At 71.3% G+C, this 12,544-nt stretch carries 9 protein-coding genes; 2 read left to right on the top strand and 7 right to left on the bottom strand.

Annotated elements, in window-relative coordinates; genetic code table 11:
- Positions 1-155 precede the first annotated feature (155 nt).
- The 5 genes from rpsA to ACH47X_RS17250 form a co-directional block, all read right to left on the bottom strand.
- A complete protein-coding gene (gene rpsA, locus ACH47X_RS17270; RefSeq protein ID WP_020014760.1) occupies positions 156-1,631 on the bottom strand; it encodes a 30S ribosomal protein S1 in 1,476 nt (491 codons plus the stop codon).
- 219 nt (positions 1,632-1,850) lie between these two features.
- Positions 1,851-3,632, bottom strand: coding sequence for a dipeptide ABC transporter ATP-binding protein (locus ACH47X_RS17265; protein WP_397405772.1), 1,782 nt, complete (start codon positions 3,630-3,632; stop codon positions 1,851-1,853).
- Positions 3,629-4,531, bottom strand: coding sequence for an ABC transporter permease (locus tag ACH47X_RS17260; protein ID WP_397405856.1), 903 nt, complete (start codon positions 4,529-4,531; stop codon positions 3,629-3,631). The genes ACH47X_RS17265 and ACH47X_RS17260 overlap by 4 nt, the downstream gene beginning before the upstream one ends.
- A 56-nt stretch (positions 4,532-4,587) precedes the next feature.
- Positions 4,588-5,595 carry an ABC transporter permease gene (locus ACH47X_RS17255; protein ID WP_020014757.1) on the bottom strand — a complete coding sequence of 336 codons (1,008 nt, stop codon included), beginning with the start codon at positions 5,593-5,595 and terminating at the stop codon, positions 4,588-4,590.
- Positions 5,596-5,718: 123 nt separating this feature from the next.
- The gene (locus ACH47X_RS17250; RefSeq protein ID WP_036963013.1) at positions 5,719-7,365 is read right to left on the bottom strand and encodes an ABC transporter substrate-binding protein; all 1,647 of its coding nucleotides are present in this window, start codon (positions 7,363-7,365) and stop codon (positions 5,719-5,721) included.
- A 204-nt stretch (positions 7,366-7,569) separates the two neighbouring features.
- Here ACH47X_RS17250 and ACH47X_RS17245 point away from each other — a divergent pair, with 204 nt between their 5' ends.
- Complete coding sequence (locus ACH47X_RS17245; protein ID WP_397405771.1) at positions 7,570-8,376, top strand: class I SAM-dependent methyltransferase; 807 nt, start codon at positions 7,570-7,572, stop codon at positions 8,374-8,376.
- A gap of 79 nt (positions 8,377-8,455) precedes the next feature.
- Here the strand turns inward: ACH47X_RS17245 and polA are convergent, their stop codons facing one another.
- The gene (polA, locus tag ACH47X_RS17240; protein WP_397405770.1) at positions 8,456-11,095 is read right to left on the bottom strand and encodes a DNA polymerase I; all 2,640 of its coding nucleotides are present in this window, start codon (positions 11,093-11,095) and stop codon (positions 8,456-8,458) included.
- Between the two features lie 169 nt (positions 11,096-11,264).
- On the opposite strand from polA, the gene ACH47X_RS17235 reads away from it, so the two are divergent.
- Entirely contained in the window at positions 11,265-11,648 is a 384-nt protein-coding gene (locus ACH47X_RS17235) for a PaaI family thioesterase (protein ID WP_142042489.1), read from the top strand.
- A gap of 197 nt (positions 11,649-11,845) precedes the next feature.
- Here the strand turns inward: ACH47X_RS17235 and ACH47X_RS17230 are convergent, their stop codons facing one another.
- Positions 11,846-12,505: a GNAT family N-acetyltransferase gene (locus ACH47X_RS17230; protein WP_200836051.1), complete on the bottom strand. Its 660-nt coding sequence runs from the start codon at positions 12,503-12,505 to the stop codon at positions 11,846-11,848.
- Positions 12,506-12,544 lie beyond the last annotated feature (39 nt).

The raw sequence follows: 12,544 nt of genomic DNA, 5'->3' as shown, positions 1-12,544 counted from the left end.
GCCGTACCGCCGCGGCCGGCGACTTCCCAGGTCAGAGCCCATTTCGGCGGAGAAAGAGCCGCCGCGGTCACCGCATCCCGAAAACAGCAGGGACTGAGAACGCCGACGGCCCGCCGCCCCCGAAGGGGCGACGGGCCGTCGGCGTTCAGCTCAGGTCAGTTGCCCGTGAGCTTCTCGCGAAGCGCGGCGAGCGCCTCGTCCGAAGCCAGCGTGCCACCGGCCTCCTCGGCCGGGGCCGAGGAGTAGCTGGTGCTGCCGCCACCGGCCGGAGCGGCCGGGGCCTCGGACGACGCCTCGGTGTCCGCGGTGAGCGCCTCGGCGACCTGCTTGCGGTGCGCGGTCCAGCGCTCGTGCGCCTTGGCGTACTCCGCCTCCCACGACTCGCGCTGGGTCTCGAAGCCCTCGAGCCACTCGTTGGTCTCCGGGTCGAAGCCCTCCGGGTACTTGTAGTTCCCGGCCTCGTCGTACTCGGCGGCCATGCCGTACAGCGCGGGGTCGAAGTCCTCGGACTCCGGGTCCACGCCCTCGTTGGCCTGCTTGAGCGACAGCGAGATGCGGCGGCGCTCCAGGTCGATGTCGATGACCTTGACGAACACCTCGGCACCGACGGTGACGACCTGCTCCGGCAGCTCGACGTGGCGCACGGCCAGCTCCGAGATGTGGACCAGGCCCTCGATGCCGTCCTCGACGCGGACGAACGCGCCGAACGGAACCAGCTTGGTGACCTTACCCGGCACGACCTGACCGATGGCGTGCGTACGGGCGAAGGTCTGCCACGGGTCCTCCTGCGTCGCCTTCAGCGACAGGGAGACACGCTCGCGGTCGAAGTCGACGTCGAGCACCTCGACGGTGACCTCCTGGCCCACCTCGACGACCTCCGACGGGTGGTCGATGTGCTTCCAGGACAGCTCGGAGACGTGCACCAGACCGTCGACGCCGCCGAGGTCCACGAACGCACCGAAGTTGACGATCGAGGAGACGACACCGGGGCGCACCTGGCCCTTCTGCAGGGTCTGCAGGAAGGTGGAGCGAACCTCGGACTGCGTCTGCTCGAGCCAGGCACGGCGCGACAGCACGACGTTGTTCCGGTTCTTGTCGAGCTCGATGATCTTGGCCTCGATCTCCTTGCCGACGTACGGCTGGAGGTCGCGGACACGACGCATCTCCACGAGGGAGGCGGGGAGGAAGCCGCGGAGGCCGATGTCCAGGATGAGGCCGCCCTTGACGACCTCGATGACGGTGCCGGTGACGACGCCGTCCTCTTCCTTGATCTTCTCGATCGTGCCCCAGGCGCGCTCGTACTGGGCGCGCTTCTTGGACAGGATCAGACGGCCTTCCTTGTCCTCCTTCTGGAGAACAAGTGCCTCGACGGCGTCGCCGACGGCGACGACCTCGCCAGGGTCGACGTCGTGCTTGATCGAGAGCTCCCGGGACGGGATGACACCCTCGGTCTTGTAGCCGATGTCGAGAAGGACCTCGTCACGGTCCACCTTGACGATCGTGCCTTCGACGATGTCACCATCGTTGAAGTACTTGATGGTGGCGTCGATGGCAGCAAGGAAGTCCTCCTCGGTGCCGATGTCGTTGACGGCAACCTGGGGGGCGGACTTCGCAGGGGTGGAGATGGTCATTGAGTTCGATGCTCCGATGCGGACATGGCGTAGTACGGACAGGGTCTGTTGAGCTCTGCTTGTGCGGTGCTCGTGAGGTGCCGGTAGGTCACCGGAAGGCGCACGGCACCGCCAGTCATCCTAGTGGCGCGGCAGCGGGCTGGTCAACGCGAGCCAGGGTGGCGCGGGCCGCACGGCCCGACGCCACCCCGACCCGCCGACCGGCTCGGGAACCAGCCCTCAGAGAGCGAGCTCCAGGTCCTTGCCCGGGATCGCGTCGAGCAGGGTCCGCGTGTAGTCGGTGGCCGGCGAGTCGAAGACCGTGTCGACGGTCCCCTCCTCGACCACGCGACCCTGCTGCATCACCAGCACGCGGTCCGCGATCTGCCGCACGACGGCGAGGTCGTGCGTGATGAACAGGTAGGTCAGCCCCAGCTCGTCCTGCAGCCCGGCGAGCAGCTGCAGGATCTGCGCCTGGACCACGACGTCGAGCGCGGAGACCGCCTCGTCGCACACCACCAGCTCGGGCGACAGCGCCAGCGCACGGGCGATCGCCACACGCTGCCGCTGGCCGCCGGACAGCTCGGCCGGGAACCGCTGCAGCTGGCCCTTGCTCAGCGCCACCTGCTCGGCGAGCTCCTCGACACGGGCGCGACGGGCGGCCGCGTCCCCGTAGTCGTGGGCGCGCAGCGGCTCCTCGATCGCGCGGAACACCGAGTACAGCGGGTCCAGCGACGAGTACGGGTCCTGGAACACGGGCTGCACCCGGCGCCGGTACGCGATCTGGTCCTTGTGCCCGCCTGCGCCCACCAGGCCGCCGTCGAACGTGATGGTGCCCGTCGTGGGCTTCTCGATGTCCAGGATCATCCGCGCGAGGGTGGACTTGCCCGAGCCCGACTCCCCCACCACGGCCACGGTGGAGCCGCGCGGGATGTCGAGGCTCACGCCGTCCACGGCGGTGAAGTCCTTGCTGCGGGACAGCAGGCCGCTGCCACGGATCGTGAAGACCTTGCTCACGTCCTTGACCTGGACGAGCGGGTCGGACTCGGCCACCGGGCCGGCGGCCGCATCCTCGCCCGGGGCCAGGAGGGCGTCGTCGAGCACGTCCTCGAGGCCGCGCTCGCGCGCGATCTCGATGCGCCGCGAGGCGAGCGACGGGGCCGCCGCCATGAGGCGCTTGGTGTAGTCGTGCTTCGGCGCGGTCAGGACCTGGCGGGCCGGGCCCTGCTCCACGATCTCGCCGTGGTACATGACCACGACGATGTCGGCCCGCTCGGCCGCGAGGCCCAGGTCGTGCGTGATGAGCAGCACCGCGGTGCCGAGCTCCTGCGTCAGCCCGGCGAGCTGGTCCAGGATGCCCCGCTGCACGGTGACGTCGAGGGCCGACGTCGGCTCGTCGGCGACCAGCAGGGCCGGCCGGCCGGCGAGGCCCATCGCGATGAGCGCGCGCTGGCGCATGCCGCCCGAGAACTCGTGAGGGTACTGGCCGGCGCGGCGCGCGGCGTCGGGCAGGCCGACCTCGTCGAGCAGCTCGACCGTGCGCGTGCGCGCGTCTCGCCGCGTCCGGAGCCCGTTGTCGATCAGGCCCTCGTCGATCTGCTGCCCGATCCGCATGATCGGGTCGAGGTTGGTCATCGGGTCCTGCGGCACCAGGCCCAGCTCGGTGCCGCGCAGCTGCGCCATGCGCTGCGCGGACACGTGGCCGAGGTCCTCGTCCTTGAACCAGATGTGTCCCTCGGCCACCGACCCGTTGCTGGCCAGCAGGCCCAGGACCGCCATGGCGAGGGTGGTCTTGCCCGAGCCCGACTCGCCCACGATCGCGACGGTCTGGCCGCGCCGGACGGTCAGGTTCGCGTTCGAGACGGCGCGCGCGGGCCCGTTCTCGGTCCGGAAGTCGACGGCCAGGTTCTCGACCCGCAGCACGACGTCCGCCGCCGAGGCGTCCGCCTGGGCATCGGCCGGCGATTCGACCGGGCCGCCCACGGGGCCGTCCGGGGTCTTGTTGTCAGCGATGTCGGTCATCGTCGGGTCCTGTTCCGGGGGTCGAGGGCCTCGCGCAGGCTCTCGCCCACGAGGGTGAAGCCGAGAGCCGTCACGGCGATGCAGATACCGGGCAGGATCGCCAGCCGCGGCGCGACCGCGAGCTCCTGCTGCGCGGCCGTGAGCATGCGCCCCCACTCCGCGGTGGACGGCTCGCCGCCGCCCAGGCCGAGGAAGGAGAGCGCTGCGGCCTCGATCACGGCGGTGGCCAGCGTCAGCGTCGCCTGCACGATGACGGGGCCCACGCTGTTGGGCAGCACGTGGCTCATCGTCACCGAGCGCCGGCTCAGGCCCAGCGCGGACGCCGCCAGCACGTAGTCCTGCCCGCGCTGCGCGAGCATCGAGCCGCGCAGCAGCCGGGCGAAGATCGGGATCTGCACCACACCGATGGCGACGATCACCGACATCGACGACTGGCCCGCGATCGCGGCGATCGACACGGCCAGGAGCAGCGACGGCACGGACAGCATGAGGTCCACCAGGCGCATCGCGCCGAAGTCGACCCACTTGCCGAACCAGCCCGCGAGGAGGCCCAGCGCCATGCCGCCGGCCAGGCCGAACAGCGTGGACAGCACGCCGACGAGCAGCGAGGCGCGTGCGCCCCAGATCAGCTTGCTGAGCACGTCGCCGCCGTAGCGGTCCAGACCCAGGGGGTACTCGGCCGACGGCCCGGGGATCATCGTCGGGCGCACCTCGGCGCGGCCCGGCAGCTCGGTGGGCCCGTAGGGCGCGAGCAGCGGCGCGAACAGCGCCACCAGCACGAAGACCGCGACGATCACGAAGCCGGCGATGGCCACCGGGTTCTTGCGCAGCGTGCGCCAGGCACGCGCCCAGACGCCCTCGCCCGCGTGGTCGGCGCCGCCGGGGCCGTCGCCGTGGATGGACCTGTGCAGCGGCTCGGCCGCCGCGCCGTCGGTCACTGGGAGCTCGTTGGCACTCACTGCTGCCTCCTCAGCCGGGGGTCGATCAGCCCGTACGACACGTCGACGAACAGGTTCACGAGGGCGTACACGATGGCGATCATCAGGACGAAGCCCTGCATGACGGGGTAGTCGGCGTTGAACACGGCCTCGGCGAGGAACGAGCCGATGCCGCTGAACGCGAAGACGGTCTCGGTGAGCACCGCGCCCGACAGCAGCAGGCCGACCTGCAGGCCGATGGTCGTGAGCACCGGGAGCATCGAGTTGCGCAGGATGTGCTCGCCGCGCAGGCGGGAGGCCCGGATGCCCTTGGCCCGGGCGGTGCGCACGTAGTCGGCGTTCTGCACCTCGGACACGGCGGCACGCGTCATGCGCGCCACGATCGCCAGCGGGATGGTGCCGAGCGCGATGCCCGGCAGGATCAGGTGCACCAGCGCGTCCCATGCGGCGTCCCACTCACCGGTGAGCAGTCCGTCCAGCACGTAGAAGTTCGTCGGGTGCGTCGCGATCATCGTCGGGTCCTGCCTGCCCGTGGACGGGAACCAGCCCAGCTCGACGGCGAAGACGTACTTGAGGATGAACGCGAGGAAGAACACCGGCACCGTCACGCCGATCAGCGAGACGACGACCGACGAGTGGTCGATGAACGAGCCCGCGCGGCGCGCCGCGATGTAGCCCAGCGGGATGCCGATGCCGATCGCGATGATCAGGGCCACGATCGTCAGCTCGATCGTCGCCGGGAACCGGGTCAGGAACTCGTCGAGCACCGGGCGGCCGGTCCGCGTGGAGACGCCGAAGTCTCCCTGCAGCAGGCGGCCGAGGTACTTGAAGTACTGCACGTGGACGGGCTGGTCGAACCCGTACAGGGTGTTGATGCGAGCGACGGCCTCTGGTGTGGCCCGCTCGCCCAGCAGGGCGGTCGCGGGGCCACCGGGCAGCGCCCGGACCCACGCGAACAACAGCACCGACAGCCCTAGCAGCAGCGGTATCAGGAGCAGCAGCCGCTGCACGATGAGGCGGAGCATACGTATCCCTCGTGGGGTAACTCGAGTGTCACGGACAGCGGTCGGGGCGCGGCAGGCGCCGCGCCCCGACCTGAGCAATTCACCCTAAGGCGTGATGCGCCCTAGGTATGTCATCCCGGTCACTTACTCCGTGAACGTGATGACGTTGTAGACCTCGTCCTGCACCGGCGAGACCGGGTAGCCCTGGACCTGCTCGGTGAACGCGAGCGACGGCACGGGGCTGGCCAGCGGCACGCCCGGCAGGAACTCCATCACGGCCTCGTTCGCGGCCTTGTACTGGGCCTCCTGCTGGTCGACCGGCGCGTAGCGGGCGTCGCCGAGAGCCTTGAACAGCGACTCGTCGTTGAAGCCCCACTCGGCCGACTCCGCGCCGAAGAAGGTACCGATGAAGTTGTAGGTGTCGTTGTAGTCACCCGTCCAGCCGAGCAGGTGCAGCCCGTGCTTGTCGCTGCCCTGGATGGTGTCGAGGTAGGTGGGGCTCCACGGCTCCGGCGTCGCCTTGACCGTGATGCCGACCTCCTCGAGGTCGGCCGAGATGGCCTCGTAGATGGCCGCGGCGTCCGGCATGTACGGCCGGGAGACGTCGGTCGGGTAGTTGAACTCGAGCTCGAGGTTCTCCTGGCCGGCCTCCTTGAGGAGCTCCTTGGCCTTCTCCTGGTCGAACTCGTACGTGGCGACGTCGTCGCTGTAGCCCGAGACTGTGGAGGGGACGAACTGCGTGGCGACCTCGGTGCCCTCGGGCAGCGCGGCGGCGACCAGCGCCTCCTTGTCGATCGCGTGGGCGATCGCCTGACGCACCTTCGGGTCGTCGAACGGCTTCTGCTTCTGGTTCATGCCCAGGTACAGGATGTTGAACGGGTCGCGGTTCAGGACCTGGTAGCCACCGTCCTTGAGCGCGTCGACGTCGGCGGGCGCGACCAGGTCGTAGCCGTCGATGTCACCGGCCTCGAGCGCCTGGCGGCGCGCGGTGCCCTCGGCGATCACCGTGAAGACGATGTTCTTGACGTCGCCGAACTCGCCCCAGTAGCCGTCGAAGGCCTTGAGGGTGACCGACTCGCCGGCCTTCCACTCGCCGAACTCGTACGGGCCGGTGCCGACCGGGTGGCCGGTGGCGTACTCGGACAGCTCGGGAGCGTCCTCGGCGCCGCCGACCTCGTCCGCCTTGAACTCCTCGAGCGCCGTCGGCGACTGCATGGAGAACGACGGCAGCGAGAGCGCCGGGACCAGCTCCGGCAGCGGGCTCTTCAGCTTGACGACCGCGGTCGCGGCGTCGGACGCCTCGCACGAGTCGTACTTGCCGTTGTCGCCCTGCCCACCGAACACGTGCGTGTAGTAGTAGGACAGCGACTCGGACGCGGCCAGGCCCGTCCAGTTGGCCCACCGGTCGAAGTTGAAGCACACGGCCTCGGCGTCGAAGTCGGTGTCGTCCTGGAACTTCACGCCTTCCTTGAGGTGGAAGGTGTACTCGAGACCGTCGTCGCTGATGTCCCAGCTCTCCGCCAGCAGCGGGGCGGGGTCGGCCGTGCCCGGCTCGACCCCGACGAGGCCCTCGAAGATCTGGCGTGCGACCCGGAACGACTCGCCGTCACTGGCGAACGCGGGGTCGAGCGAGCCCGGGTCGGCGGAGGCGGCGAACACGAACGTGTCCTTTCCGCTTCCCTCGCCGCTGCCCTCGGCGTCCCGCTCGCTGGCGACACAACCACTCAGCGCGACCGCGGCCGCGGTCACCAAGGTGACGCCGCCCGCGAGGCGCGTAGCGCGTCGACGCATGGCACTCTCCTTCCTCGGGCGCTCCGGCGCATCCGGGTTCGGACGCGACGGGGCGCAGACTTTGGGGCTGACCTTAGGAGCCCTTTCGTTGCTTCCGTATTTCGCTCCCGCACCTGCAATCCAATCGTGACCCTTTTGTTACCGCTGTGAATGTGGTAATTGGCCGGGGCTTCACCCCGCCGTGGGAGCGGGGATGATGGGCCCGTGAGCACCGACGAGCCCGTGTCCTTCGGCTACCGCGACGTGTCCGACGACGGCGGCCGTGCCGCCCGCGGCTGGTGGGACGCCAACGCGGTCGAGTACCTCGACGAGCACCGCGACTTCCTCGGCGACGCCGGCTTCCGCTGGGGACCCGAGGGCCTGACCGAGGCGGAGGCCGGCCTGCTGGGCGACGTCGCCGGGCGCGACGTGCTGGAGATCGGCGCCGGGGCCGCGCACTGCTCGCGCTGGCTCGCGTCGCGCGGCGCGCGGGTGGTCGCGACCGATCTCTCCGCGGGGATGCTGGCGGGGGCTGCGCGCCTGGACGCCGCGACCGGCGTCGTCGTGCCGCGCGTGCAGACCGACGCACGGGCCCTGCCCTTCGCGGACCGCTCGTTCGACGTCGTCTTCACGTCGTTCGGCGCACTGCCCTTCGTGCCCGACGCCGTGCGGGTGCACCGCGAGGCCGCCCGCGTGCTGCGGCCCGGCGGCCGGTGGGTGTTCTCCGTGACCCACCCGCTGCGCTGGGCGTTCCCCGACGACCCGACGCGGCACGGCCTGACGGCCAACCGGTCGTACTTCGACCGGCGCCCCTACGTCGAGGCCGACGCCGCGGGCCGGGTCCTGTACGCGGAGTACCACCGCACGATCGGCGACCACGTGCGCGACGTCGTCACCGCGGGCCTGCGGCTGACCGACCTGGTCGAGCCGGAGTGGCCGGAGTGGAATGACCAGGTCTGGGGCGGCTGGGGGCCGGAACGCGGCCGCTACCTCCCGGGCACGGCGATCTTCGTGACGGAGCCTGCGCAGTAGAACCTGGCGCGGTGGGACCAGGGCGAGACAGGCCCGCTGGGATCCTGTCTCGCCCTGGTCCTGCCTCGCGGGCAGGATCTCAGTGGCCGGCCTCGTGCCACGTCGCGCCCGTACCCACCGAGACGTCCAGCGGGACGGTGAGCTCGTAGGCCGCGCCCATCTCGCTGCGCAGCAGCTCCTCCGCGGCCTCGCGCTCGCCGGGGAAGACCTCGAGCACGAGCTCGTCGTGCACCTGGAGCAGCAGGCGGGAGGAGAGCTCCCGCTCGTCGAGCGCCTTCTGCACGCGCAGCATCGCGAGCTTGATGATGTCGGCGGCGCTGCCCTGGATGGGGGCGTTCAGCGCCATGCGCTCGGCCATCTGCCGGCGCTGCCGGTTGTCGCTCGTCAGGTCGGGGAGGTAGCGGCGGCGGCCGAGGATCGTCGCGGTGTACCCGGTGGCCCGCGCCTCCTCGACCACGCCCGACAGGTAGTCGCGCACGCCGCCGAAGCGCTCGAAGTAGTCGTCCATGAGCGTCTGCGCCTCGCCCGTGGCGATGTTCAGTTGCTGCGAGAGGCCGAACGCGCTCAGGCCGTAGGCCAGGCCGTACGACATGGCCTTGATCTTGGAGCGCATCTCGGGCGTCACGTCGGCCGGGTCGACCTCGAACACGCGCGAGCCCACGTAGCGGTGGAGGTCCTCCCCCGAGTTGAACGCCGCGATCAGGCCCTCGTCGCCCGACAGGTGGGCCATGATCCGCATCTCGATCTGGCTGTAGTCCGCGGTCAGCAGGCTCTCGTAGCCCTCGCCCACCCGGAACGCGCGGCGGATCTGCCGCCCGGCCTCGGTGCGGATCGGGATGTTCTGCAGGTTCGGGTCGGTCGAGCTGAGGCGGCCCGTGGCGGCGATCGTCTGCTGGAACGTCGTGTGGATGCGACCGTCCGGCGCCACCGACCTGAGCAGCCCTTCGACGGTGGTGCGCAGCCGGGAGACGTCGCGGTGGGCCAGCAGGTGCGCCAGGAACGGGTGCTCCGTCTTGACGAACAGGTCCTGCAGGCTGGCCGCGTCGGTGGTGTACCCGGTCTTGATCTTCTTGGTCTTCGGCATGCCGAGCTGGTCGAACAGCACCTCCTGCAGCTGCTTGGGGCTGCCGAGGTTCACCTCGCGGTCGATGACGGCGTACGCGTCGGCGGCGGCGTCGGCCACCCCCTGGGCGAACTGCTTCTCCAGGCCGGTCAGGTACTCGGTGTCGGCGGCGATGCCGACACGCTCCATGCGGGCGAGCACGCCCGAGAGCGGCAGCTCGACGTCGTCCAGCAGGTGCGTGGCGTCGCGGTCGGCGAGCTCGCCCTCCAGCGCCGTCGCGAGGTCGGCGACGCCCTGCGCGCGCACGGCCTCCGCCTGGCCCTCGGCGTCGCCCTCCAGCGACAGGTCCAGCGCGCCCTGCGCGCCCTCGGGCTCCGCGACCTTGAGCTCGCGGCCCAGGTGCCGCACCGCGAGGTCGCCCAGGTCGTAACCACGCTGGTCGGGGTAGCAGAGGTAGGCGGCCAGCTCCGTGTCGAAGACGACGCCGTCGAGCTCCAGGCCGCGCGTGGCGAGCATGTGCGCGGCGGCCTTGGCCCCGTGCAGCACCTTGGGCGCGTCCGCGTCGGCGAGCCAGGCCGCGAGCGCCTTCTCGTCGTCGGGCCCGAGCTGGGTGAGGTCGACGTAGGCGGCCTCACCGCCGGGCTGCGCGACGGCTACGGCCCAGGCGTCGCCGCCTCCGCCGAGCGCGGTCTTGCCGGACACCTCGACGCCCACGCGCCCGGTGCGGGCGGCGAGCCACGTTCCGAGGGCGCCCGGGGCGACGTCGGCCAGGTCGAGCTCGACGGCGCCGCGCGTCGGCGCCTCCTCGGCGGCCACACCGGCCGGGTCGACGGCCAGGAGCCGGTCGCGGAGCTGGCCGAACTGCAGGGTGTCGGACACGAGGTGCACGGCCTCGCGGTCGAAGCCGGCCAGCTCCAGGTCGGCCACGCCCAGGGGCAGCTCGACGTCGGTCAGCAGGGCGTTGAGCTCGCGGTTGACCCGCACCTGGTCGATGTGGGTGCGCAGGTTCTCGCCCGCCTTGCCCTTGACCTCGTCGGCCGCGTCCAGCAGGGCGGCGAGGCCGCCGTGCGCGGTGATCCACTTGGCGGCGGTCTTGGGCCCGACGCCGGGCACGCCGGGCAGGTTGTCGCTGGTCTCGCCGACGAGCGCGGCGAGGTCGGGGTAGCGCTCGGGCGGGACGCCGTACTTCTCCTCGACGGCCGCCGGGTCCATCCGGGCCAGCTCGGAGACGCCCTTCTTGGGGTACAGGACGGTGACGTCGCCGTTGACGAGCTGCAGCGTGTCGCGGTCACCGGAGCAGACCAGCACCTCCATGCCTGCCGCCTTGGCCTGCGTGGACAGGGTCGCCAGGATGTCGTCGGCCTCGATGCCGGGCAGCTCGATGGAGCTGATCCGGAGGGTGTCGAGCACCTCCTTGATCAGCGGCACCTGCCCCTTGAACGCGTCCGGCGTGGCGTCGCGCGTGCCCTTGTAGTCGGGGAACCGCTCCGTGCGGAACGTGACCCGGCCGGCGTCGAACGCGACCGCCATGTGCGTGGGCTGCTCGTCGCGGAGCAGGTTCGTCAGCATGGACGTGAAGCCGTAGACGGCGTTGGTGATCTGTCCTGAGCTGGTCGCGAGGGTGTCGGGCAGCGCGTAGAAGGCCCGATAGGCCATGGAATGGCCGTCGATCAGCAGGAGACGGGGGCGGCCTGAGGACGGCGTACCCGGAGTACGACTTGGCGCGGTGGAGGTCACGCCTGACAACATAGCTCGCATGACTGACACGAGCGCTTCCGTGACGCCATCCGACGCGGCTTCCGGGGCCGAGATCGACTGGAAGGCCATGTACGCCGGCGCGGAGACCGCGGGCACGCTCTTCGAGCGCATGGAGATGGAGCTGCTGGAGCTCGCGCCGGACCGGGCCGTGGGCCGCATCCCGGTGAAGGGCAACACCCAGCCCGCGGGCCTGCTGCACGGCGGCGCGTCGGTGGTTCTCGCCGAGACGCTCGGCTCGCTGGCCGCGCAGGCGCACGCCGGACCGGGCAAGAAGACGGTCGGCATCGAGGTGAGCGCGACGCACCACCGCGGGGCCCGCGAGGGCTACGTCACGGGCACGGCGACCGCGATCCACCTGGGCCGCTCGACGGCGTCCTACGAGATCGTGATCACCGACGAGGCCGGCAAGCGCGTGTGCACGGCACGCCTGACCTGCATGATCCTCGGCTGAGCCGGAGGTGCAGCGCAGGGTGGGGGCCGAGGAACGAGGCACCCGCCCGGAGCGGAACCGCAGGCTCAGGCGACCCGAGAGCAGAGCCTGAGCCGGAGGTGCAGCGCAGGGTGGGGGCCGAGGAACGAGGCACCCGCCCGGAGCGGAGCCGCAGGCTCAGGCGACCCGAGAGCAGAGCCTGAGCCGGAGCCTGAGCCTCAGCCCGCCTTGGCCGGGTGGTGGCGGCGCGAGGGGGCGCCGCCGCCCACCGACCGCATGTCGATGGGACCGGACTCCATGACGGACCGGGCCCGCCGGCGCCGCGCGATGAGGTCCTCGATGCCTCCGCGGGGTGCGAACCGCCGGCCGTGGCCGCCGTCCCGCACCGGGGCCTCCGCCAGGCGGCGCTGGAGCGCCGCGACGGACGCCACGCGGTGTCCCGCGGCCGGGGCGAACCCGAGCCGGGCGAGGAACCGCTGGACGCCCCGGTTGCCCGGGACGGGCGCGGAGTAGATGTCGTGGCAGTCGTGCTCGGCCGCGAGGTCGGCGGCAGCGCGCAGCAGGGCGTGCCCCACGCCGTGCCGGCGCGCCTGCGGCGAGACGAACAGCATGTCCAGGTACAGGCTGGCGCGCTCCGCGAAGAGGTAGGCCGCCACGACCCGGCCCAGGACGACGCCGACGACGCGGCCGTCCTGCTCAGCGACCAGCACGTGGCCGCCGGCCGCGATGAGCACGCTCAGGTGCTCCAGCAGCCGGTCGAGCTCCTGGGCGCCGAGCTGGGCCCCGGCGGGCGAGTCGTCGCGCGCGACCGTGGCCAACGCCGCGACGGCAGGCAGGTCGGCCTCCCGCGCCAGGTGTATGTCGAGCACAGTGCGCACGCTTGTCTCCTCCCGGGCGTCTGGGAACCGGAGTTCACC

It is taken from the genome of Promicromonospora kroppenstedtii (genome assembly GCF_044389675.1).
In the GTDB taxonomy this organism is placed as follows: Bacteria; Actinomycetota; Actinomycetes; order Actinomycetales; family Cellulomonadaceae; genus Promicromonospora; species Promicromonospora kroppenstedtii.
This window is presented reverse-complemented; position numbering and strand designations above follow the sequence as displayed.

What these genes read in the sequence shown, in the direction of transcription:
- rpsA (WP_020014760.1), bottom strand. Translation starts at nt 1,631, where the DNA reads ATGACCATCTCCACCCCTGCGAAGTCCGCCCCCCAGGTTGCCGTCAAC.
- ACH47X_RS17265 (WP_397405772.1), bottom strand. Translation starts at nt 3,632, where the DNA reads ATGACCGACATCGCTGACAACAAGACCCCGGACGGCCCCGTGGGCGGC.
- ACH47X_RS17255 (WP_020014757.1), bottom strand. Translation starts at nt 5,595, where the DNA reads ATGCTCCGCCTCATCGTGCAGCGGCTGCTGCTCCTGATACCGCTGCTG.
- ACH47X_RS17250 (WP_036963013.1), bottom strand. Translation starts at nt 7,365, where the DNA reads ATGCGTCGACGCGCTACGCGCCTCGCGGGCGGCGTCACCTTGGTGACC.
- polA (WP_397405770.1), bottom strand. Translation starts at nt 11,095, where the DNA reads ATGGCCTATCGGGCCTTCTACGCGCTGCCCGACACCCTCGCGACCAGC.
- ACH47X_RS17235 (WP_142042489.1), top strand. Translation starts at nt 11,265, where the DNA reads ATGTACGCCGGCGCGGAGACCGCGGGCACGCTCTTCGAGCGCATGGAG.